At 30.3% G+C, this 22905-nt stretch carries 16 protein-coding genes; 5 read left to right on the top strand and 11 right to left on the bottom strand.

The genetic code is table 11. The features are described 5' to 3' along the window. Positions 1–117 precede the first annotated feature (117 nt). The 6 genes from dapB to KV700_RS06400 form a co-directional block, all read right to left on the bottom strand. On the bottom strand, positions 118–819 hold the full coding sequence (gene dapB / locus KV700_RS06425) for a 4-hydroxy-tetrahydrodipicolinate reductase (RefSeq protein ID WP_218599544.1): 702 nt from the start codon (positions 817–819) through the stop codon (positions 118–120). Position 820: 1 nt separating this feature from the next. After that, positions 821–1411: a DUF5683 domain-containing protein gene (locus KV700_RS06420; protein WP_218599543.1), complete on the bottom strand. Its 591-nt coding sequence runs from the start codon at positions 1409–1411 to the stop codon at positions 821–823. Next, positions 1412–2296, bottom strand: coding sequence for a ParB/RepB/Spo0J family partition protein (locus tag KV700_RS06415; protein WP_218599542.1), 885 nt, complete (start codon positions 2294–2296; stop codon positions 1412–1414). It lies immediately after the preceding gene. Position 2297: 1 nt separating this feature from the next. Then, on the bottom strand, positions 2298–3062 hold the full coding sequence (locus KV700_RS06410) for a ParA family protein (protein ID WP_166385106.1): 765 nt from the start codon (positions 3060–3062) through the stop codon (positions 2298–2300). Between the two features lie 193 nt (positions 3063–3255). Next, positions 3256–4716, bottom strand: coding sequence for an aminoacyl-histidine dipeptidase (locus KV700_RS06405; RefSeq protein WP_218599541.1), 1461 nt, complete (start codon positions 4714–4716; stop codon positions 3256–3258). Between the two features lie 71 nt (positions 4717–4787). After that, positions 4788–5420, bottom strand: coding sequence for an NAD(P)H-dependent oxidoreductase (locus tag KV700_RS06400; RefSeq protein WP_166385102.1), 633 nt, complete (start codon positions 5418–5420; stop codon positions 4788–4790). Between the two features lie 118 nt (positions 5421–5538). Between KV700_RS06400 and KV700_RS06395 the strand changes: the two genes are divergently transcribed. Beyond that, positions 5539–6813, top strand: a complete 1275-nt coding sequence (locus tag KV700_RS06395; protein WP_218599540.1) for a DUF2851 family protein — start codon at positions 5539–5541, stop codon at positions 6811–6813. 2 nt (positions 6814–6815) lie between these two features. Here the strand turns inward: KV700_RS06395 and KV700_RS06390 are convergent, their stop codons facing one another. The 5 genes from KV700_RS06390 to uvrA form a co-directional block, all read right to left on the bottom strand. Next, complete coding sequence (locus KV700_RS06390) at positions 6816–9239, bottom strand: zinc-dependent metalloprotease (RefSeq protein ID WP_218599539.1); 2424 nt, start codon at positions 9237–9239, stop codon at positions 6816–6818. 138 nt (positions 9240–9377) lie between these two features. Then, the gene (locus tag KV700_RS06385; RefSeq protein ID WP_166385096.1) at positions 9378–11831 is read right to left on the bottom strand and encodes a thiamine pyrophosphate-dependent enzyme; all 2454 of its coding nucleotides are present in this window, start codon (positions 11829–11831) and stop codon (positions 9378–9380) included. 454 nt (positions 11832–12285) lie between these two features. After that, positions 12286–15045: an aminopeptidase gene (locus tag KV700_RS06380; protein WP_254712988.1), complete on the bottom strand. Its 2760-nt coding sequence runs from the start codon at positions 15043–15045 to the stop codon at positions 12286–12288. Between the two features lie 148 nt (positions 15046–15193). Then, positions 15194–15901 carry a TIGR00730 family Rossman fold protein gene (locus tag KV700_RS06375; protein ID WP_166385092.1) on the bottom strand — a complete coding sequence of 236 codons (708 nt, stop codon included), beginning with the start codon at positions 15899–15901 and terminating at the stop codon, positions 15194–15196. 99 nt (positions 15902–16000) lie between these two features. Further along, positions 16001–18823 carry an excinuclease ABC subunit UvrA gene (uvrA, locus tag KV700_RS06370; RefSeq protein WP_218599537.1) on the bottom strand — a complete coding sequence of 941 codons (2823 nt, stop codon included), beginning with the start codon at positions 18821–18823 and terminating at the stop codon, positions 16001–16003. Positions 18824–19001: 178 nt separating this feature from the next. On the opposite strand from uvrA, the gene KV700_RS06365 reads away from it, so the two are divergent. From KV700_RS06365 to KV700_RS06350, 4 genes are all read left to right on the top strand, one after another. After that, positions 19002–19223 carry a PspC domain-containing protein gene (locus KV700_RS06365; RefSeq protein ID WP_166385088.1) on the top strand — a complete coding sequence of 74 codons (222 nt, stop codon included), beginning with the start codon at positions 19002–19004 and terminating at the stop codon, positions 19221–19223. Between the two features lie 3 nt (positions 19224–19226). Next, positions 19227–20231 carry a TrkA family potassium uptake protein gene (locus KV700_RS06360; protein WP_218599536.1) on the top strand — a complete coding sequence of 335 codons (1005 nt, stop codon included), beginning with the start codon at positions 19227–19229 and terminating at the stop codon, positions 20229–20231. 82 nt (positions 20232–20313) lie between these two features. After that, positions 20314–21213, top strand: a complete 900-nt coding sequence (locus KV700_RS06355) for an NAD(P)-dependent oxidoreductase (protein WP_218599535.1) — start codon at positions 20314–20316, stop codon at positions 21211–21213. A 90-nt stretch (positions 21214–21303) separates the two neighbouring features. Then, positions 21304–22899 carry a sodium:alanine symporter family protein gene (locus KV700_RS06350; RefSeq protein WP_218599534.1) on the top strand — a complete coding sequence of 532 codons (1596 nt, stop codon included), beginning with the start codon at positions 21304–21306 and terminating at the stop codon, positions 22897–22899. The last annotated feature ends 6 nt before the right edge of the window (positions 22900–22905 follow it).

Below are 22905 nucleotides of genomic sequence, written 5' to 3'. Positions count from 1 at the left end.
CTGTTCAATCGCAGTTGAGAACTTGATGTTTCATAATAAAAAAATAAACCTCTCAACTGCGATTGAGGGGTTACTTATATTTTTATTAGTAGTTTTATTATTAATTTGTTACAGTCTTTAACGGATGTTTAACACATCTTTCATAGAGAAAACTCCTTGTTTTCCTACAATCCATTCAGCTGCTACAACGGCACCTAAAGCAAAGCCTTTTCTACTGTGTGCAGTATGTTTTATTTCTATAGAATCTACTTCAGAATCATACCAAACGGTGTGAGTTCCTGGAACTTCAGGAATTCTTTTTGCAACAATTGGAATGTTTTCTTCGGATGTTTTTTCGTCTAACTCCCAATTATTTTTAGAAGAATTTTCTATGATTCCTTCCGCCAAAGTAATTGCGGTTCCACTTGGTGCATCTAATTTTTTTGTATGATGAATTTCTTCCATAGAAATATTATAATCTTCTAAAGAGCTCATCATTTTTGCCAATTGTTTGTTCAATTCAAAAAAGATATTTACTCCCAAACTAAAATTAGAAGCATAAATAAATGCGCTGTTTTTTTCTTTACAAAGTGCAACGGCATCATTGTATTTGTCTAACCAACCGGTAGTTCCAGAAATTACAGGAACATTATTGTTAATACAGTCGCTAATATTATTGTAAGCAGAAGTAGGTACACTAAAATCGATAGCAACATCAGCTAGTGTAATATCAATTACATCATCTACGTCTTTTTTTATTACGATTTCATGTCCGCGAGATAAAGCAATTTTTTCAATTTCTTTCCCCATTCTTCCATAACCTAATAGTGCAATCTTCATTTTAAAAATTATATTTAATTGTTAGACCTACTTTTGGAGCTTCAAAATAAGTAGGATCGTTAATAAAAGTAGGTTTAAACGATAAATCATCATCTGTATTAAATTGTAATAAATGTGCATTAACACTTGCTTCTACAATTTGTAATACATAGAGTATAACGGTTGTTAACAAAGACATATCTCTATTTTCGCTTAACTGTTCTTGTGCTCTTTCTAAAGTTTCTAAAGAAAGTATTTCTAGACCATTCACCGTAAATTCGTCTACTAAATTATTTTTTCTAAGTTTGTAGGCAGTTCTGTATCTGTGGTATTCTTTATTATTGTCTAAATAAAAATAAATACTTGTACCCATAGCAGCCCAAACAATTGGTGCTTTCCAATATTTTTTATTATAAACCTGACCCATTCCTGGAAATATAGCAGAGTAAAATGCGGCCTTAGACGGTGCTAATGCATCGTAAACGCCTCCTTTTTCAATTTTTATATCTCCTTTTATTTTTAAATCTTTCACATTCACAGAATCTTTCTGTCCAAAAATAGAGGCAGAAATAAATGCAAGGAATAAAACAAATATTATTTTTTTAATAGACACTTATTTTAATAAGTTTTTGATGCGGTTAAAATCTTCTTCAGAATGAAAAGGAATAGAAATTTTTCCTTTACCATTAGTACTAACAGTAACGTCTATTTTATGCCCAAAGTATTCACTAATATCTTTAACACTACTTTTAATGTAGTTAGGTACTGGTTTCTTTTTTGGTTTTGCAATAGCGCCAGATTTTAAGCTTTTTACTAAATCTTCTGTTTGTCTTACAGATAATTTATCTCTTAAAATTTTCTCGTAAATAGCTAATTGATCTTCTGTATTTTCTACATTAATCATAGCACGACCATGTCCCATAGAAATAAAACCATCTCGCATACCTGTTTGTAAGATTGGATCTAATTTTAATAAACGTAGATAATTGGTTACCGTAGAACGTTTTTTACCAACTCTTGTACTTAATTCTTCTTGCGTTAATTGAATTTCATCTATTAAGCGCTGGTAAGATAAAGCAACTTCTATTGGGTCTAAATTTTTACGTTGAATGTTTTCTACCAATGCCATTTCTAGCATTTCTTGGTCATTGGCAAGTCTTATATATGCCGGTACTGTTTTGTTTCCAATTAATTTAGAGGCTCTAAAACGACGCTCACCAGATACTAATTGAAATTTATTTCCTTCTAATTTTCTAACTGTAATTGGCTGAATTACTCCTAATTCTTTTATAGAATTTGCTAGTTCTCTTAATGCTTCTTCGTCAAAATAAGTTCTAGGTTGAAACGGATTTACATCAATTAAATCTAATTCTATTTCAATGATACTTCCAACAAGTTTGTCAGCATTTTTATCTGATGCAGAAATTACGTTAGAAGATTCTTGCAATAAAGCAGATAATCCTCGTCCTAAAGCTTGTTTCTTGGTTGCTTTTGCCATTTTACGAATTCTTTTTTAATAATTCTTGTGCCAAATTTAAGTAATTTACGGCACCTTTACTGGTTGCATCGTAAGCAATAATACTTTCTCCGTAACTTGGTGCTTCTCCTAAACGGGTATTTCTTCTAATTATAGTATCAAAAACCATACTAGAAAAATGTTTTCTAACTTCATCAACGACTTGATTAGAAAGACGTAAACGAGAATCGAACATGGTTAAAAGTAAGCCTTCTATATCTAAATCTGAATTATGAATATTTTGTACACTTTTAATTGTATTTAGTAGTTTTCCTAATCCTTCTAGCGCAAAATATTCACACTGAATAGGAATTATTACAGAATCTGCAGCAACTAAAGAGTTTAAAGTAATTAAACCTAATGATGGAGCGCAATCTATTAAAATATAATCGTAATCTTCTTTTAGATCGACTAACGCTTTTTTTAACATATACTCTCTATCTTCTTTGTCTACCAATTCTATTTCAATAGCAACTAAATCTATATGTGCAGGTATAATATCTACATTTGGAGAGTCTGTTTTAACAATTGCGTCTTTTGCAGAAACAGAATGTTCTAAAACTTGATAGGTTCCATATTCTACAGTTTCAACATCAATACCTAAACCAGACGAAGCATTTGCTTGCGGATCTGCATCAATTAACAAAACTTTTTTCTCTAAAACACCTAAAGAAGCAGCTAAATTTATGCTTGTAGTTGTTTTACCAACACCCCCTTTTTGATTTGCAATAGCAATTATTTTACCCATTATAAAAGTTTAGTTTATAGGTAGTAAAATTACGTTTTTTTCTGTCTTTAGAAAATGAAAGATGTTAACAAAAAGATAAAACTGTAAATTTCTGTATTTCAGTTATTTGTGTTTATTTTTATTGACTTTTTAAACAAATTCAAGCAAAAAAAAACCGAAGCGTAAACTTCGGTTTCTAACAGGTGATATTGTACTATTTCTTTGGAATGTTCTTTAATATAGCTACTAAAAATTTCCAGAATTTTTGTGTTGATGAAATAGATGCTTTTTCGTCTGGAGAATGTGCTCCTCTTATAGTTGGTCCAAAAGAAACCATATCCATTTCTGGGTAATTCTGACCTAAAATACCACATTCTAAACCAGCATGACAAGCTGCTACATCTGCTTTTTCACCATGTAGTGTTTCATATAAATTAGAAACTACATCTAAAATTGCTGAATTTACATTCGGTTGCCATCCTGGGTATTCACCAGATAGATCTACATCAAAACCAGATAATTCAAAAGCAGATTTTAAAGAATTTGCCAAATCTAGTTTGTTACTTTCTGATGATGATCGTGTTAAACAACCAATTTTTATGCTTCCGTCTTTTACAATTACTCTGGCAATGTTATTAGAGGTTTCTACCAATCCTTTAATATCCGGACTCATTCTATAAACTCCGTTATGAGCAGCGTAAATAGACTTTAATAAACCTTCTTGAACGCCCAATTCCATAATTTTATTTGGAAGTGTAATTTCTTGAATGTCAACTGTTAAGTTAGGTTCTATTGTTGAGAACTCTTCTTTTATATTGTTGATAAGTAAATTGGTTTCTAAAAGAAAAGCTTCTTTAGAAATGATGTCTACAGTTACAATTGCAGTACTTTCTCTAGGAATTGCATTACGTAAACTACCTCCATTTATTTCAGAAATTTGTAAACCAAAATTGGTAAAACCATCAAATAATAAACGGTTCATAATTTTGTTTGCGTTTCCTAATTCTTTAATGATATCCATTCCTGAATGTCCGCCATTTAAACCTTTTACAGTAATTGAATAAGCTGTAGCATTTTCAGAAACTTCTTCTTCTGCATAGCTTCTTGTTGCTGTAACATCTACACCACCAGCACAACCCATACCAATTTCATCATCTTCTTCTGTGTCTAAGTTTAAAAGAATTTCTCCTTCTAAAATTCCACCTTCAAGTCCCATTGCACCAGTCATACCAGTTTCTTCATCAATTGTAAAAAGCGCTTCTAGGTTTGGGTGTTCAATATCTTCAGAAGAAAAAATAGCCATAATTGCAGCAACACCTAAGCCGTTATCTGCACCTAATGTTGTTCCGTCTGCAGTAACCCAATCACCTTCAATTAGCATTTTAATACCTTCCTTATCAAAATCGAAATCAGTAGCTGAATTTTTTTGATGAACCATATCTAAATGACTCTGTAAAACAACAGTTTTTCTGTTTTCTAAACCTTTTGTAGCTGGTTTTTTAATAATTACATTTCCAACTTTATCTACAAAAGTTTCCAGGTTTAATTTCTTACCAAAATCTACCATGAACTGAATTACACGTTCTTCTTTTTTAGAAGGACGCGGCACTGCATTTAAATCTGCAAAGTGATTCCAAACAATTTTAGGTTCTAAATTTCTTACTGCTTTACTCATTTTTTTGATTTTTATTATGAATTTTAAAGGCGTTTTAAAGCCTTTAAAAAGTTTAATTCTAGCTAGTAAAATTACAATATTTCTACTATAGTTTCTGTTAAGTCTTTTCTAACTTTTGTTAAATCTTTCATGTAGCAATCATCGGCTCTAAAACCAACGGGAAGTACTAATACAGATTGTAAATTTTGAGCGGTTAAATTCAGAATTTCATCATATTTTTCAGGAATAAAGCCTTCCATAGGGCAAGCATCTATTTTTTCTACTGCACAAACGGTCATTAAATTACCAAGTGCAATATAGGCTTGGTTTTTATTCCATACGGTTAATTCTTCTTGCGTTTTTTTCTCAATATCTGCTGTTAGAAATTCTTTAAAAGGCTTTATAACCTCACTAGGTGTGTTTCTTATTTTCTGTACCAAACTAAAGTAATTTTCTACTTCTAAGCTTGTGTAATTTTTAGGAATACAGATAACTAATACGTGAGAAGCATCTAATATTTGAGCTTGGTTCCAAGAATGCGTAACTAAGTTTTTTTGAACTTCTTTGTTTTTAATTACCACTAACTTTAAAGGTTGTAATCCGTAAGAACTAGCTGTTAAGTTAAAAGCTTCTTTTAAGGTGTTTATTTGAGTCTCTGAAAGTTGTTTTTCTGAATCAAATTTTTTAACAGCATAACGCCATTTTAAACTATCTATAATATTCATTTATCTTAATTAGGTTGCAAAAATAGTTCATTCTTTTTGATGAACTCTGTTCAAGTGATTATAAATATAAATAAAGGTATAAATGATTTTTTGTATCTTGAAAACAAAAAAAAAGATTATGAATGAGGATTTTCTTCATTATGTATGGAAATATCAATTGTTTTCTGTTCACTATTTAAAGACAACTTCTGAGGAAGATGTTGTTGTTTTAAAAGTAGGAACACATAATTACAACTCAGGTCCAGATTTTTTGAATGCCCAACTTAAAATTGATGACCAATTATGGGTTGGCAATGTAGAGATTCATTTAAAATCGTCTGATTGGTATGCACATCACCATGAAATTGATGAGAATTATGATGCCGTTATTTTACATCTAGTTTGGGAAGATGATGCAACTGTTTATATGAAAAATAACAAACCGTTGCCTGTTTTAGTTTTAAAAGATTTTGTGTTTGCTACTGCTTTAAATAATTATCGAAATTTATTTTCGGCCAAACAAAATTGGATTCCTTGTGAAAAAGAAATTAGTACTGTAGATAATTTTACTATTGATAATTGGAAAGAACGTTTATTTTTTGAACGCTTAGAACGAAAATCTATTGAAATAAATAGGGTTTTGTCAGACAATCAAAATGACTTTGAAGCAGTTCTATTTCAGTTATTAGCCAAAAACTTTGGCTTAAAAGTAAATGGAGAAGTCTTTTTTAGCTTATCAAAATCTTTTGATTTTTCGATTCTCAGAAAAGTAAGTTTAGATGAAACTCAATTAGCTGCTTTGTTATTTGGACAAGCAGGTTTTTTAGAGGAGGTTGTTGAAGACGATTATCATCAGCAATTAAAAACCGCGTACAACTATTTGCAACATAAATACAACTTAGAACCGATAGCAAAAGTGCAGTTTTCATTTTTTAGAATGCGACCGCCAAATTTTCCTACCATTCGTATTGCACAGTTAATTACTTTGTATCATTTACATCAAAATTTATTTTCTAAAATGATGCAAATAGAAACCTTAAAGGGATTTTACGACTTGTTTGAAATTGATGTACATCCTTTTTGGAAAACACATTATACGTTTGATAAGGTATCTAAAACATCACCTAAAAAGTTAACAAAGTCCTTTGTAGATTTATTATTGATCAACACTATTATTCCACTAAAGTTTTTATATCAAAAAAATAGGGGGGAAGTAAATGAAATGGGGTTTTTATCGATTCTAAAAAAAATAAAACCAGAAAAGAATAGTATTATTTCTAAGTTTAATGAAATTAAGATTCAATCTAAAAATGCTTATGAAACACAAGCTTTATTAGAGCTTAAAAACAACTATTGCGCAAAGAAACGATGTTTACAGTGCGCAATAGGAGTTCGGTTGTTAAGTGAAAAATAATGTTATTTCTTAGGATTTAAGATTTCATTAATTTTAGCATAACAATCTTTATAATGATATTTTGTAATTGTGTTTATAGCTCTTTTACTTGCTGTATTTACTTGGTATTTTAAAGCTTCTAATTCTCCTCTTATTATAGAAGAGATGTCATTATTCTTAGATTCTTCATTAATCATTAAATTCTTCATTTTTTCAATAAATGATTTTTGAAGAGTTCTTCTTTGTAAGTCAACATTTTTAGTTGCATTTGTTTCAGAAAAAACACCTTTTCTTAAATCTTTAATCATGTCTGATGCTGCATAAAATTCATTTTGAATTACTTCTGCTTCTATCATTCTATTTAAAGTACGGTAATTTAATAAAGTACTTAAAAATCTATTTTGATAACTACCTAATTTTTTAGTGTAATCAGTTTCTTCAATCTTGTTTAAAATGTCTTTATCTAGTAACCAATATTGTGTTTTAAAAACATTTGTTTGTAACCAAACCATTGATTCTTTTTGTTTTGCTTTTGTAACAGGAACATAAATATCGCCAGATTGAGATGGTTTTTTGTTAAACTCGTAAACACCACCAATATTACCAACAACGTGTCCAGAATATCTTCCCCAAACGCTTAATAATTCTCCGTATAATTCACTTAAATCTTCGTAATTATTTGTTTGATCTGATGTCCAATTTGGAAGGTTTTTAGCTACAATTTTTAAGTTTTTAACTCCGTAAGTGCTTGCTTTTACTTGGTCGTTACCAATTCCTTCAGTTTGTGCAGAAGGATCAAAACGTTGTCCACCAAATCTATAAATTGGGTTATCTGCTTTATCTTCAATCCATTTATCTAAAGTTTTTACTTCGTCCTCTGGAGTATTTGCATTTGGCACAACTCTGTATCCCCAATTAATTGCATAATGGTCATAAGGACCTAATTGTCTTATAAAGCGGATGTTTTTATCACCAGGTTGTGCAATGTAATTGTAACGAGCATAATCCATAATGGTTGCTGCAATTCCGTTTTTCTGAGTAAAACTTCCAGAACGTAAAGAGTCTACAGGGTAGGCGTAACTTGCAGCCATATTATGAGGTAAACCTAAAGCATGACCAACTTCGTGAGAAATTACCATACGCATCATTTCTCCAATATCTTCTGCAGGCGTGTCTAAAGTTCTTGCAGACGGATTTGCTGCTCCTGTTTCTAATAAATACCTGTTTCTGTAAGAGCGTAAGTGGTTGTGATACCAAATAATATCACTTTCTAATATTTCTCCAGATCTTGGATCTGCAACACTTGGTCCGGTTGCATTTCTTGTGGTACTTGCTACGTATCTAATTGAAGAATAACGAGCATCTTCCATACTAAACTCTGGGTCTTCTTCTTTTGTTGGAGGCATTTTTGCTGTAATGGCATTTTTAAAACCTGCCGTTTCAAAAACTTTTGCCCAATCATCAACTCCTTGCTTTATGTATTTTCTTAGTTTTTCTGGCGTTGCAGGATCTAAGTAATAAACAATTTGTTTTTTTGGTTCTACTAATTCTCCACGGTTATATGCTTCAACATCTTTAGGTTCTAACCTCCAACGTTTAATATATCTTTTACTATCAGCTTTTAAAGCTTCTGAACTATAATCTACATTTTCTAGAGAAAAATAACCAACTCTTTTGTCTGAAATTCTAGGCATCATTGGTTTTTCTGGAAGTAAAATCATAGATTGATTCACACGCATTGTAATGGTGTTTGTATTTTGATTGCTTGGTGGAGCATCTGCATCAAATGTAAAATTCTGAACGACTTCTACATTTGTAGGGTAACTTTTAATGCTGCTAACAAAACTTCTATCTGCATCTAATCTTTTTACTTTATATGTTTTTCTAAATCTTGAAGATAATCCTGAGATTGCTTTTACATCAGAAGAAAAGAATTTAGTAACATCAACTATGACAGAAGTAGAATCTGCATTTTGAGTTTTAATATCAAAAGAGTAAATAATTGGTTCTAAATTATTAGCTTCTACAGATTTAAAAATCGGTAAAGAATCGTTTGCAACGGCGTTGTAAGATTTTACTTTTAATAAAACTTTATTTTTATATTTTTCCCAAACAACAACTTGTGTGTTAATTTTAGAACCTGCATTTACATAACCACCACCCAAGCCAGCAGGTATGTCTTTTAGTCTAGTAACTAATAACATTTCTTTACCCAAGTAAGATTTAGGGATTTCGTAGATAAATGTATCTTTATTAAAATGAACTTTAAATAAACCTTCATCAGTTTTTGTATCTTTATTTACAAAATCTGAATATTTTGGTATTTTTGATTTAGTTGTTTTAGCTTCTGAATTTTCTTTCTTTTTATCTTTTGATTTTCGTTGAGCTTCAAGAGAATTAGAAATCGTAAAAAGAGAGAGTAATAATAAAAGTAGTGTTTTTTTCATATTAGAGTTTAATGATGTGTAAGGCACTAAATTACTTAAATGTGCTTGTTATTTTCTTAACATTTTCTTATAGTTATGTTAAAAAAAAAGCCCAAAAAAATAGTTTTTTTGGGCTTAATAGAATTTATGTATTGTATTTTAATACAGACTTTTATATTTATTAGGATTCGCTTCATTCATGATTTCATAGATTTTTTCATAAATATCTTCTGCAGATGGTTTAGAAAAATAATCTCCATCTGTACCATAAGCTGTTCTGTGTTCTTTGGCTGTTAAGGTAGCGGGTTTACTATCTAAAAACATGTATCCATTTTGCTTTTCTACGATTTCTTGTAGAAGATAAGCAGAAGCTCCACCAGGTAAATCTTCATCAATGATTAACAATTTATTCGTTTTTTGTAAACTTTTTACACAATCATGATTCAAGTCAAAAGGCAATAAACTTTGTGCATCTATAATTTCTATATTAATATCTGCTTGTAGTAATTCTTTTGCAACTTCTTCTACAATTCTTAAGGTAGATCCGTAAGAAACAACAGTTAAATCTGTACCTTCTTTTACTGTTTCTACAACACCTATTTGTGTTTTGTAATCACCTAAATTTACAGGTAATTCTTCTTTTAATCGGTAGCCATTTAAACATTCAATCACTAATGCCGGTTCATCTCCTTCTAGTAAGGTGTTGTAAAAACCAGCTGCTTTTGTCATGTTTCTAGGTACTAAAACATGAATACCTCTAACATTATTTATAATTCCTCCCATTGGAGAACCTGCATGCCAAATACCTTCTAGTCTGTGGCCACGTGTTCTAATAATTAAAGGCGCTTTTTGTTTACCGAAAGTTCTATAATGTAACGTTGCTAAATCGTCGCTCATTATTTGTAAAGCGTACAGTAGGTAATCTAGATATTGTATTTCTGCAATAGGGCGTAAGCCACGCATTGCTAAACCAATACCTTGGCCAATAATTGTAGCTTCTCTAATACCTGTATCTGCAACTCTTATTTCACCATATTTTTCTTGAAGCCCTTCTAGTCCTTGGTTTACATCACCAATAAAACCAGCATCTTCACCAAAAATAATTACTTCTGGATGTTTTTTAAGAATAGCATCAAAGTTATCTCTCATAATTATTCGTGCATCTACTAATGTTTTACTATCAGAATATATAGGCTTCTTTTCAGAAACGTTTAATGCACTAAGGTTTGACTCACTATGTAAGTATGAAGAAAATTTTTCAGAAGCACTTTTTATTGCGTTTTTTATAAAATTTTGTAGTAATATTTTTTCAGCAAAGTTTTCATCACTTAAATATCGTAATGTTTTTCTAGTGGTAGATAAAACATCTTTTCTACTAGGTTCTACAATAGAAATTAAATCTTTTTTATGTTTATTGATAAAACTACTGTTTTTACTTTTTTCAGCAACCTTGTCTAATAATTGGCAAGCAGTATTTACTTCTGTTTTTATATCATTAATAAAAGCGTTCCAAGCATTTCTTTTTGCACTTAAAACTTCTTTTTTTGCTTCTTTTTCTAAAATAATAAGATCTTCTTCAGATTCTACAAAGCGTAAAGTTTCTCCCGTTTCAGTTTCTAATTCGAAGTCTAAAATCCAGTTTCGCATTTTTGTAATACAATCGTGATCTTTCTCCCAATTTAATCTTTTTTTATCTTTATACCTTTCGTGAGATCCAGAAGTAGAATGGCCTTGTGGCTGTGTTAATTCTTTTACGTGAATTAAAACAGGAACGTGTTCTTCTCTGGCAATTTTTGCAGCTTTGCTATATATGTCAACAAGTTGAACATAATCCCAACCATTTACAACAAATATCTCGTAACCAGCTTTGTTGTGTTCTCTCTGAAATCCTTTTAAAATTTCTGAAATGCTTTCTTTTGTAGTTTGATGTTTCGCATGTACAGAAATTCCGTATTCATCATCCCAAACACTCATTACCATTGGTACTTGTAAAACACCTGCTGCATTTATAGTTTCAAAAAATAAACCTTCACTAGTACTAGCATTACCAATAGTACCCCAAGCAACTTCGTTTCCGTTTATAGAAAATTTAGATTTATGTTGTACGCTTTTTTCTGTTCTATATATTTTAGAGGCTTGTGCTAAACCTAATAAACGTGGCATTTGACCTGCTGTAGGAGAAATGTCTGCACTAGAGTTGTATTGTTTTGTTAAGTTTTTCCAGCTGCCGTCTTCGTTTAAACTGTGTGTTGTAAAGTGACCACCCATTTGTCTTCCTGCAGACATAGGTTCTGCTTTAATATCTGTGTGAGCATATAAACCAGCAAAGAATTGTTGTGGAGTTAACTCTCCAATAGCCATCATAAAAGTTTGATCTCTATAATAACCAGATCTAAAATCGCCCAACTTAAAAGCTTTAGCCATTGCTAGTTGCGGCACTTCTTTTCCGTCACCAAAAATCCCGAATTTAGCTTTACCTGTTAAAACTTCTCTACGTCCTAATAAACTACACTCTCTACTAATTTTAGCTATTTTATAATCATTTAAAACTTCTGTTTTAAAGTCTTTAAAAGATAGTTTTTGTTTATTATCTATAGGTGTTTCTTGCAACATTTTTATGAGCTTTTGTGTGTGTTACAAAGATAGTTTTTTTAGTTGATATTTAAAAATTTATATATTTATTAAGAATTATGTAAAATTATTAAGGATTATGTTGTTTTTGTTGAAAATATTTTAATAAAAACAAAACCTGTACTCATTGTTGTTAATTTATAGAAATAGATATTTTAGAAAGCTCTAAAAAAAATAAGATACAGATAAAGAGAAGTTTGTTTTTAGAGTGTAAAATTAATAATTCTTCTTGTCCTTTTTTAAAATAGAGGTGCTTTAGTTATAAAGAAGTGATTGATATTAATAGCAATTTTTTTAAGTTTAATATTTTTAAAACTCTTAAAATTAAGCTCATTTATTAACTTATACTTTTCTAAGTAGAAGCAATATTTTTTTATACGGTGTTAATAATGAGTGTTCTAAATTATTTTAGGGCGTAAAATTATGGCAGGTAAGTCTATAAAAAACCTCTCTTAAAAAAGTTGTAAATAGATTTTACATCTGCAGATAAAGAGAATCTTATTTTTTCTGGATACGCATTCTGAGATATTTCCCAACCATTGTTAGAATATAAAGGAAAGTAAATTTCGAAAATTTCATGTACAAAATTAAAACGAATTCCGTTTTCGTAGGCAAAATACAGCGGATGATTTTTATTTTTTAAGAAAGCCACATCATTATAAACTTCTATCCATCTCCATAAACCGATGCTAGAATTATTAGAAACCATAAATTGATTTGCAAACCGTGTAGGTAATACAGATTTAAAACCACCTTCGGTGATGATATATTGTTGACTAAAAAAACCAGAACTTTCAGATCTACCTAAGTAATTTAATTGAAAAAGGTAGTCATTACTTCTATCTAAACCAAAACTAAAATAATCTCCTTCCGTTTTGTTGTTAAGGAATACACCTGCAAAAAATCTAAAATCTAACTGTGTGTCTGTTGTTGTTAAGGTTCTAAACCTAAGATCTAATGATGCTTTAGAGAATTTTTTAGCAAACTCAGTACTAAAACTGTATCTAAATTCTTTAATGATATCTGGGTTAGAGTAATTGTAACTTAGACTAAGAATGCTATAATTATCTTGGTCTGTTTTTATAGCATTAGGCGCAATTTCTTTATCTATATGAATTAATTTTGCTCTTAAAGACTCTGATGAAATATCTCTTAATGTTTTTCTTTTAAAAGTAATGTCTACATAAGGAACAAGAGATTTATACGATAAATTAGGTGCGTAATCAGAGGTGCCTCCAGACAAACCGTAAGCTACTTTGTAGATTTTTGTTTTTTCAAAAAACTGATTATAAAGCAAAGAAAAACTACCTATAAGTGTTTTACTTTTTGTAGCATAATAAGGAGATATTTTAAAATCAAAATTTCTTTTTATCAGTGGTTTGTTGTGTAATTTTACACCAAGAATTAAACCATTGTAAAAATTATAATTTGCGTCAGGTTGGTAAAAAACTTGATTGTAATTTGGACTGCTTATGTCTTTTAAAAATGAGAATTTTAAAGGTTTATTAAGAATTTTTTTGTCAACCTTTTTCCAGTTATTTAAAGTATTTAATTCTGGATATAGGTTTTCATAATTTAACACAAAAGTGTCGTAGTCTCCTTTTTTAAATTTTACGGTTTTAGTGCTATCAACATCAGCTATCCATTTTTTTAATATAATTTCTTTATCTTTTATTGCATAAAGAGCCAAAGGAGTAGTAATATTTCTTTTGTTTTTAATGGTTACAGAGATGCTATCTTTTTCTTTTGTTATACTTTCAATTTTATGATCTATTTTTTTATTGGTCTTTACAAAATCATCAAAAAACCAGTCTAAATCTTTAGTAGTCTTAGAAGATAGTAATTGATTAAAATTAGTACTTCTTATAATTTTTAATTGGTTGTTTTGGTAGAACTCTTGTATTGTCTGGTTTAGAATGCTATCACCTAAATATCCTTTTAAAAAACGAAAACCTAGGCCAGCTTTGTACTTGCTTACAATTTTTCTATTAAAATTAGAAAGAGAGTCTGCGGAAGTATTTAATGCTTGGTCTAAAAATTTACGTGCTGTAAATTGGTATACAAAAGGATATTTATCATTAAAATCTAATTTAGAAATATTAAATCTTTTTAAAAACCAAGAGTTAGATACTTTACCTAAAAGTTTTACTTCTGGATAGTACTGCTCTACATATTCTATCATTAAATAGTTTTGTATTCCGTCCATTAACCAGTAATCTTTTCTTTTGTTTAAGAGTAAGGTGTTTTCTATATACCTTTTTGTAAGTGCCTTAAACATTGTAACATCCCATTTAAAAGTATCGGAAAATGGGCGTAAAAAATTAGGCAATTGATTTAAGCCATAGATTGGATTTTTACTTTGAGTTGTTTTATCAATAAAAATTTCTACATGAGGGTATTTTCCTAAATATTTTTGAATAAAAAGGAGTTCTCTATTTAAAATACTGGTTGTTAAATTGTAATCTAATTCTTTAGAGAAAACATCTGTATGTACAGTAACTGTTTTTGTGGTATAGGTTTTTAGTTGTTCGGTTTTGTTGATTCCAAGAATAATATCGGTTTTATTTTTTCCAATTAAATAGTAACTGTTTGTGTTTTCTTTTTTTGTTTTATATTGATATAAATTAGATTCTACAATTAAATCTTTAGGTACATCGATTTCTATTTTAAAATCAGTGCTTTTCTCATATAAATCATCTAAATTTAAATTACTCATTAATTGCCAACCATTGTCGTAAACAGCGGGTGTTAAATACCAATTTCTAAGGTGATAGCCTGTTTTTGTTTTACCATATTTTGTAAAACGAGCATTGGGTATTTTTACAATATAGGTTATAGATATAGTGATTTTTGAATTTGGATATAATGGCTTGTCAAGGTCTATTTCTATAATATCTGCCTGTTTGTCTAATTCTTTAAAATAGACGTTTTCAAAATCTACAGAAAGACTTTTTATGAGAGATGAGCCTAATTCTTCAGCTTTAGCAAAGTATAGATCTTTTCTAAAATCCTTAATAAATCTTTTAGATAACGGCGTTTTTCTGTCTCTATAGCTGTTTGCCCAATTATGAAGATAGACTTTAGTTAATATAGAGTCTGATTGGTTGTAGAAAATAATTTCTTGTTGAATTTTAAGCTCGTCTTTTTTGGTGTCTAATTTAGATTTTATGCTGATTGAATTCTGCTGCGAAAACACAAAAGAGGATGCTAAGAAGCAAATTAGTAATATGTAATAACGATTTTTCAATTAAATCTTTATTGGGTTAAATCAGGGTTTATATTATAATAGCCTATCTTACTATAAAAAAGACAGGCTATATAAAAGTGTAAATTAATATAATATTTTAGAAATTAGGTTTAAAATGATATTTATCGTAAAAATTATTAAGATGTTCAATAGCTTCTTCTGCGGTATCTACCAATCTAAAAAGATCTAAATCTTTTTCACTAATATTTCCTTCTTCTATAAGAGTATTTTTTATCCAATCTAATAAACCTCCCCAGAACTTTGTTCCTACTAAAATAATTGGAAAACGACCAATTTTATGGGTTTGTATTAGTGTAATAGCTTCAAAAAGCTCATCCATGGTACCAAAACCACCAGGCATTACAACAAAACCTTGCGAGTATTTTACAAACATTACTTTACGTACAAAAAAGTAATCGAAGTCTAAACTTTTTCCTTGGTCAATCCATGGGTTATCATGCTGTTCAAAAGGCAATTCAATATTTAATCCTACAGAACTTCCTTTTCCTCTATGAGCACCCTTATTCCCTGCTTCCATAATTCCTGGTCCACCACCAGTAATTACACCGTAACCGTTTTGAGTTAATTGAAAAGCAACTTCTTCTGCTAATTTATAATATGGATGATCTGGTTTTGTTCTTGCAGATCCAAAAATAGATACTGATGGTCCTATTTTACTTAAACGCTCGTAACCATCTACAAACTCTGCCATTATTTTAAAAATAGCCCAAGAATCATTTGTTTTTATCTCATTCCAGGTTTTTGTTTGTAATTTTTCTTTTATTTTTCTGTCATCACTTGTCATTATCTGTAATTTTTTAAAATTTATTTTTCTTTTAGAAAAAAAGAAAGCTTGCTAAAGTAGCTCTTTTTTAACATTATATAATGCTAAATGACTTAATTTTTAATTCAACTCTTTTTTAAGGAATTTAGCAGTATAGCTTGTTTTATGTTCTGCAACTTCTTCTGGTGTTCCTGTGCAAAGAATTTTCCCACCTTTTTTTCCGCCTTCCATACCAACATCTATAATGTAATCTGCTAATTTTACAACATCTAAATTGTGTTCTATAATTAAGACGGTATTTCCTTTATTGGCAAGTTTATTAAGAACATCCATAAGTACTCTAATATCTTCAAAATGAAGACCTGTTGTAGGTTCATCTAAAATATAAAAAGTGTTTCCGGTATCTCTTTTAGATAGTTCTGATGCTAATTTAATACGCTGCGCTTCTCCTCCAGAAAGTGTGGTAGATTGTTGCCCTAGAGTTATGTATCCTAAACCAACATCTTTAATGGTTTTTAATTTTCTGTGTATTTTTGGTATGAGTTCAAAGAAATTTGTAGCATCTTCAATAGTCATATTTAAAACATCAGAAATCGACTTTCCTTTATAACGAATCTCTAAAGTTTCTCTGTTAAAACGTTTTCCTTGGCAAGTTTCACATTCTACTTGTACGTCTGGTAAAAAGTTCATTTCAATCACACGTACTCCACCACCTTGGCAAGTTTCACATCTTCCACCTTTTACATTAAAAGAAAAACGACCAGGTTTATAACCACGAATTGCAGCTTCCGGAGTTTTTGCAAACAAACTTCTAATTTCACCAAAAGTACCTGTATAGGTTGCTGGGTTAGAACGTGGGGTTCTACCAATTGGAGATTGATCGATGTCTATTACTTTATCTACATGCTCTAAACCTTCAATTTTCTTATATGGCATCGGTTTTTTGACACCTCTATATATATGAGCGTTTAAAATAGGATATAAGGTTTCATTTATTAAGGTAGATTTTCCACTTCCAGAAACTCCTGTAACACAAATCATTTTTCCTAAAGGAAATTCTACAGAAACATTTTTTAAATTGTTACCTGTTGCTCCTTTTAGTTTGATAAACTTTCCATTTCCTTCACGACGTTTTTTAGGAACCGCAATTTCTTTTCTTCCTGTTAGATAGTCTGCCGTTAAGGTATTTTGTTTTTTTAACTCTTCAAAAGTGCCAGAACTTACTATTTCTCCACCATGTCTTCCTGCTCCAGGACCAATATCGAACACGAAATCGGCATGCTCCATCATATCTTTATCGTGCTCAACGACTAAAACAGAGTTACCAATATCTCTTAATTTAACTAACGAGTCTATTAATTTTTGATTGTCTCTTTGATGCAATCCAATACTTGGTTCATCTAAAATATAAAGAACACCAACTAATTGTGATCCTATTTGAGTTGCCAAACGGATTCTTTGTGCTTCTCCACCAGAAAGTGATTTAGAGGTTCTGTCTAACGTTAAGTAATCTAAACCAACATCTAATAAAAACTGAATTCTAGTTCTAATTTCTTTTAAAATTTCAGCAGCAATAATTAGTTGTTTTTTTGATAAACTTTTTTCAATATTTGCAAACCATTTAGCAAGTTCAGTAGCATCCATTTGTGCTAAGTCGCTAATGTTTTTGTCTATAATTTTAAAATGAAGCGCTTCTTTTTTTAATCTTTTTCCACCACAGGTAGAGCAAGAAACTTCATCCATAAAACCTTTTGCCCAACGTTTTATTGTCGTGCTTTCTGCACTGTCATATTGGTTTTCTATGAAAGAAATAATTCCTTCAAAATCTATTTTATAATTTCTTGTAACCCCAGCAGCTTTAGATTCAATTTCAAAAGATTCGTTACCGCCATTTAAAATTACGTCTAACGCTTCTTTTGGAATACTTTTTATTGGGTCTGTTAATTTGAATTGATAACGTTCTGCAATATTTTCTATCTGTTTAAAAATCCAACTACTTTTTTGTTCTCCTAAAGGAATTATTCCTCCTTTTTGTATGGAAATAGAGTTATCTGGAATTACTTTGTCTAGGTTAATTTCATTGGTAATTCCTAATCCGCTACATTTATCACATGCACCTTTTGGCGAATTAAAAGAAAAAGTATTAGGTTCTGGATTCGGATATGCAATACCCGATGTTGGGCACATTAATTCTCTACTAAAATAACGAGGTTCATTGTCATCAATGTCAATAACCATCATAATATTATTCCCAGAATATAAGGCCGTTTTTATGGTTTCTTCTAAACGTTTTTCTGCAGATTCATTAATTAAAAGTCTATCTATTACAACTTCTATATCATGCGTTTTATATCGGTCTAAACGCATTCCTTTTTCTATTTCTTTAATTTCTCCATCTACTCGAACACGTAAAAATCCTTGTTTAGAAATTTGCTCAAAAAGTTCTCTATAGTGTCCTTTTCTAGATTTTACCAAAGGTGCTAAAACAGCAATTTTTTTATCAGCAAAATCGGTTAAAATAAGTTGTCTTATTTGTTCATCAGAATAACTGACCATTTTTTCTCCAGTATTGTAGGAGTAAGCATCTGCAGCCCTTGCAAATAATAGCCTTAAAAAATCGTAAATTTCTGTAATGGTTCCAACGGTAGAGCGCGGACTTTTATTAGTTGTTTTCTGCTCTATGGATATTACTGGCGATAGGCCATCAATTTTATCAACATCTGGTCTTTCTAATCCACCTAAAAACTGACGTGCATAGGCAGAAAAAGTTTCAATATATCGCCTTTGTCCTTCTGCATAAATAGTGTCAAAAGCTAAAGAAGATTTTCCGCTTCCGCTTAAGCCAGTTATTACAACTAGTTTTTCACGAGGTATTTTTACATCAATATTTTTTAAGTTATGGACTCTTGCTCCATATACTTCTATATATTCTTGGTCTTTCAAATGAGATCTTTTTGGAAAAACGCAAAGTTAAAGAAACCAATTTTAATTTAAGGATGATTGTTTAACGCTTTTGATAGTAAACTTTTATAGTGAGCAGATTTAATAAATAACAGTAATTTAAAAAATGTTGTTATCAATTGATAAAATACTATATTGCATCTAAATTATTTTAACCTAAATGATAGATAATATTCGACATTTTTTTGAGAGAAATGGGTTTCATGTTTCGTCAAGATTAGCAGATAGAATAGGTATGAGAGCCTTAAATGTGCGTTTATTTTTTATTTATGTTACTTTTTTTACAGTAGGTTTGTCTTTTGGTTTTTATTTAACAATGGCATTTGTTTTTAAGCTTAAAGACATGATATATACTAAAAGAAGTTCTGTCTTCGACCTATAATATATGAAGATAACTGTATTAGAATCTAAAATTAATAAAACCTTATTTTTAGTTATTGCGATACTATCTTTAGGTACAATAGGGTATATGACGCTTTCTAATTACTCTTTTATAGACGCCTTGTATATGACGGTTATTACCGTTACTACTGTTGGTTTTGGAGAGTTAAGACCATTTTCTCCGGAAGAAAAAGTGTTTACAATATTTTTAATTTTAACAAGTATCACCGTTTTTGGATATGCCGTTTCTGCTTTTTCAGAATATTTAGTTAGCGGTAAATTATTTGAACAGTTTAAGCACAGAAAAGTGGAAAAGAAAATAGCAAGTTTAAAAGGGCATACTATTGTTTGTGGATATGGAAGAAATGGTAAACAAGCAATTTTAAAATTAAAAAATTATAATAAAGACTTTGTTGTTATTGAAAAAAGTAAAGAACGAATAGAAGTTTTAGATGCAGCTGGGGTTTTAAATATAAGTGGAGATGCAACTTTAGATGAAACTTTATTAAGAGCGGGTATAGAGAAAGCATCTTATTTAATTACTGCTTTACCTTCGGATGCTAATAACTTATTTGTAGTTTTAACGGTTAGCCAATTAAATAAAGGATGCAAGGTAATAAGTAGGGCTTCTAATGAGTCTTCTTATAGTAAGTTAAAAATTGCAGGAGCAAGTAATGTAATTATGCCAGATAAACTAGGGGGAGATCACATGGCTTCTTTAGTAACTACACCAGATGTTATTGAGTTTGTAGACCGGTTAACTATAGAAGGAGAAACTACTGCTAATTTAGAAGAAATAGCGGTAAATGATTTGCCAGAAAAATATATAAATAAGACACTCTTAGATTTAGATTTAAGAAAAAAAACGGGATGTACTGTTATCGGTTTTATAGACCCCAATAAAGAATATATTATAAATCCGGAAGCAGATTGCCTACTTATTAAAGGGTCTCATCTAATTGTCTTGGGGAGACCAAATCAAATAATTAAATTAAGAGAGTTGTTTTAGTTTAATAAAACTTTAAAAAAGAGCTTTAGGAATTTCATGGCTAAAATAAAATTCTAAAACAGATAAAATAAGAAATCTATTTATGGCTAAAGTTGTTATTACAGGAAGTAATGGATTGTTAGGTCAATCTTTATTAAATTTATTGCTTAAAGAAAAAGAAACTTACCAAGTTTTTGGATTTTCAAGAGGTGAAAATAGATGTGGAAGAAATGATTTTTCTTATGTTTCTATTGATATTACTGAAGAAGAAAATCTTAAAAAAGCACTATTAGAAATTCAGCCAGATTTTATTATTAATACAGCTGCCATGACGCAGGTTGATGACTGTGAAAACAAAAAGGACGCATGTGATTTGCTAAATGTAACGGTTGTAAAATGGTTGGCAGAAATATCAGCAGAACTAAATGCTCATTTAATTCATATTTCTACAGATTTTATTTTTGATGGAATACAAGGTAACTATAAAGAAACGGATATTGCAAATCCATTAAGTTATTACGGATCTTCGAAATTAAAATCTGAAGCACTTTTATTAGAATCAAGTATCAATTACACCATATTAAGAACTATTTTAGTCTATGGAAAAGTGTTTGACATGAGCCGAAGTAATATTGTACTATGGGTTAGAGAGATGTTAGAAAAGGGTAAAGAAATTACTATTGTAGACGATCAATTTAGAACACCAACTTATGTAGAGGATTTAGCCTTAGCTTGTAAGGTCTCTATGGATAAAAAAGCAACAGGTATTTTTAATATCTCATCAAATGAATTATTAAGTGTTTATGAAATTGCACAACAAATAGCAGTTGCTTTTAATTTAGATAAAAACTTAATTAAACCCATATCAACATCAACCTTAAATCAAACAGCAGCAAGACCTGGAAAAACGGGTTTCGATTTATCAAAAACAAATAAAGAACTAGAATTTTATCCAAAATCCTTTAAAGAAGATTTGCAAAGATTTAAAGAAATCTTATTATAAAATTTTCATTTATCGGTTAAAAGTTGTGAAAAGAGCAAATTTTTAGGATATTGCGGGTTACTAATTGAAAAAACAATAATTTTATATATTATGAAGAAACGAATTCTGTCAATGTTTTTATTGGCAATCCCCATGTTAACATTTGCACAAGAAAAAGGATTAGACCAACAAATAGATAAAGCTTTTGGAGATGCAACAGGTTGGTTTGTAAACCTTATCTTTTATCAAATCCCTTTTACAGAAACAATTAGTATTTATTGGGTTTTATTTCCACTTGTTTTTGGGGCAGTTTATTTTACATTTTACTTTAAGTTTATAAATTTTAGAGGTTTTTTTACATCTATAAACATTGTTAGAGGTAAATATGACGATTTAGAAGAAAGACAAAATCATAATGTAGAGATTTCTAAATCAAAATTTACAGATGAAGAAGATAATCCAGATACTATAAGAGTAGAAGGGCATGATGGAGAGGTTTCTCACTTTCAGGCATTAACTGCTGCATTGTCTGCAACTGTTGGTTTGGGTAATATTGCGGGAGTTGCAATTGCTGTTTCAATTGGTGGTGCAGGTGCTACTTTTTGGATGATTATTGCTGGGTTTCTAGGAATGGCATCTAAATTTGTAGAATGTACATTAGGTGTTAAATATAGAGATATAGAAGCAGATGGAACCGTTTATGGTGGTCCGATGTATTACTTAACAAAAGGATTAAAAAATAAAACCTTAGGTAAAATATTAGCAGGCTTATTTGCAATATTTGTTATTGGAGGTTCTTTTGGAGGAGGAAACATGTTTCAAGTAAATCAAGCTTTTCAATTAGTAGAAAGTATTACAACTCCAGTTGGAGGTGTTTCTATTTTACATGGTAAAGGTTGGTTATTTGGTTTGGTAATGGCTATACTAGTAGGTATTGTTATTATTGGAGGAATTAAAAAAATAGCAAAAGTTACCGATAAAATTGTACCTTTTATGGTGGCAATTTATGTAGCCGCTTCGTTGTTCGTGATTTTTGTAAATTATGATATGATTGGTGATGCTTTCGCACAAATTTTTAATGGAGCATTTAGCCCAGAGGGAATTGCAGGTGGAGCAGTAGGAGTACTGGTGCAAGGATTTAGAAGAGCTTGTTTTTCAAATGAAGCAGGTATTGGTTCTGCTTCCATAGCGCATTCTGCTGTAAAAACAAAATACGCAGCTAGTGAAGGTATGGTTGCATTATTAGAGCCATTTATAGATACAGTTGTAGTTTGTACAATGACAGCTTTGGTATTAATTATTACAGGTAATGTTGCTGCAGAAAACGCTTCTTTAAATGATGCACAGGCTATTTTATTAACCTCAGGAGCTTTTGAATCTGCTATTTCTTGGTTTCCGTATGTGTTAACAGTTGCAGTTGTATTATTTGCATTTAGCTCTATGATTTCTTGGTCTTATTATGGTTTTCAAGGTTGGGTGTTTTTATTCGGAAGGTCTAAAAAAATGGAATATACATATAAAATAATTTTCTGTATATTCGTAGTAATTGGTGCGGCAGCGAGTTTAGGTTCTGTAATTGGTTTCTCTGATGCAATGGTTTTTGCAATGATGGTTCCAAACATGATCGGTTTAATAATTCTTGCACCTAAAGTAAAAGAAGAACTAAATAAATATATGGCTGCTATAAAGTCTAGGACAGAAGCATAAATCACT

Source organism: Polaribacter sp. NJDZ03, assembly GCF_019263805.1.
GTDB lineage: Bacteria > Bacteroidota > Bacteroidia > Flavobacteriales > Flavobacteriaceae > Polaribacter.
Note: the sequence above shows the minus strand (reverse complement) of the source record. Positions and strands in the feature narration are given on the sequence as shown.

Bases quoted from the DNA above. Each gene is read 5' to 3' on its own strand.
- dapB (WP_218599544.1), bottom strand. From the start codon at position 819: ATGAAGATTGCACTATTAGGTTATGGAAGAATGGGGAAAGAAATTGAA.
- KV700_RS06415 (WP_218599542.1), bottom strand. From the start codon at position 2,296: ATGGCAAAAGCAACCAAGAAACAAGCTTTAGGACGAGGATTATCTGCT.
- KV700_RS06410 (WP_166385106.1), bottom strand. From the start codon at position 3,062: ATGGGTAAAATAATTGCTATTGCAAATCAAAAAGGGGGTGTTGGTAAA.
- KV700_RS06405 (WP_218599541.1), bottom strand. From the start codon at position 4,716: ATGAGTAAAGCAGTAAGAAATTTAGAACCTAAAATTGTTTGGAATCAC.
- KV700_RS06400 (WP_166385102.1), bottom strand. From the start codon at position 5,420: ATGAATATTATAGATAGTTTAAAATGGCGTTATGCTGTTAAAAAATTT.
- KV700_RS06395 (WP_218599540.1), top strand. From the start codon at position 5,539: ATGAATGAGGATTTTCTTCATTATGTATGGAAATATCAATTGTTTTCT.
- KV700_RS06390 (WP_218599539.1), bottom strand. From the start codon at position 9,239: ATGAAAAAAACACTACTTTTATTATTACTCTCTCTTTTTACGATTTCT.
- KV700_RS06385 (WP_166385096.1), bottom strand. From the start codon at position 11,831: ATGTTGCAAGAAACACCTATAGATAATAAACAAAAACTATCTTTTAAA.
- KV700_RS06375 (WP_166385092.1), bottom strand. From the start codon at position 15,901: ATGACAAGTGATGACAGAAAAATAAAAGAAAAATTACAAACAAAAACC.
- KV700_RS06365 (WP_166385088.1), top strand. From the start codon at position 19,002: ATGATAGATAATATTCGACATTTTTTTGAGAGAAATGGGTTTCATGTT.
- KV700_RS06360 (WP_218599536.1), top strand. From the start codon at position 19,227: ATGAAGATAACTGTATTAGAATCTAAAATTAATAAAACCTTATTTTTA.
- KV700_RS06355 (WP_218599535.1), top strand. From the start codon at position 20,314: ATGGCTAAAGTTGTTATTACAGGAAGTAATGGATTGTTAGGTCAATCT.
- KV700_RS06350 (WP_218599534.1), top strand. From the start codon at position 21,304: ATGAAGAAACGAATTCTGTCAATGTTTTTATTGGCAATCCCCATGTTA.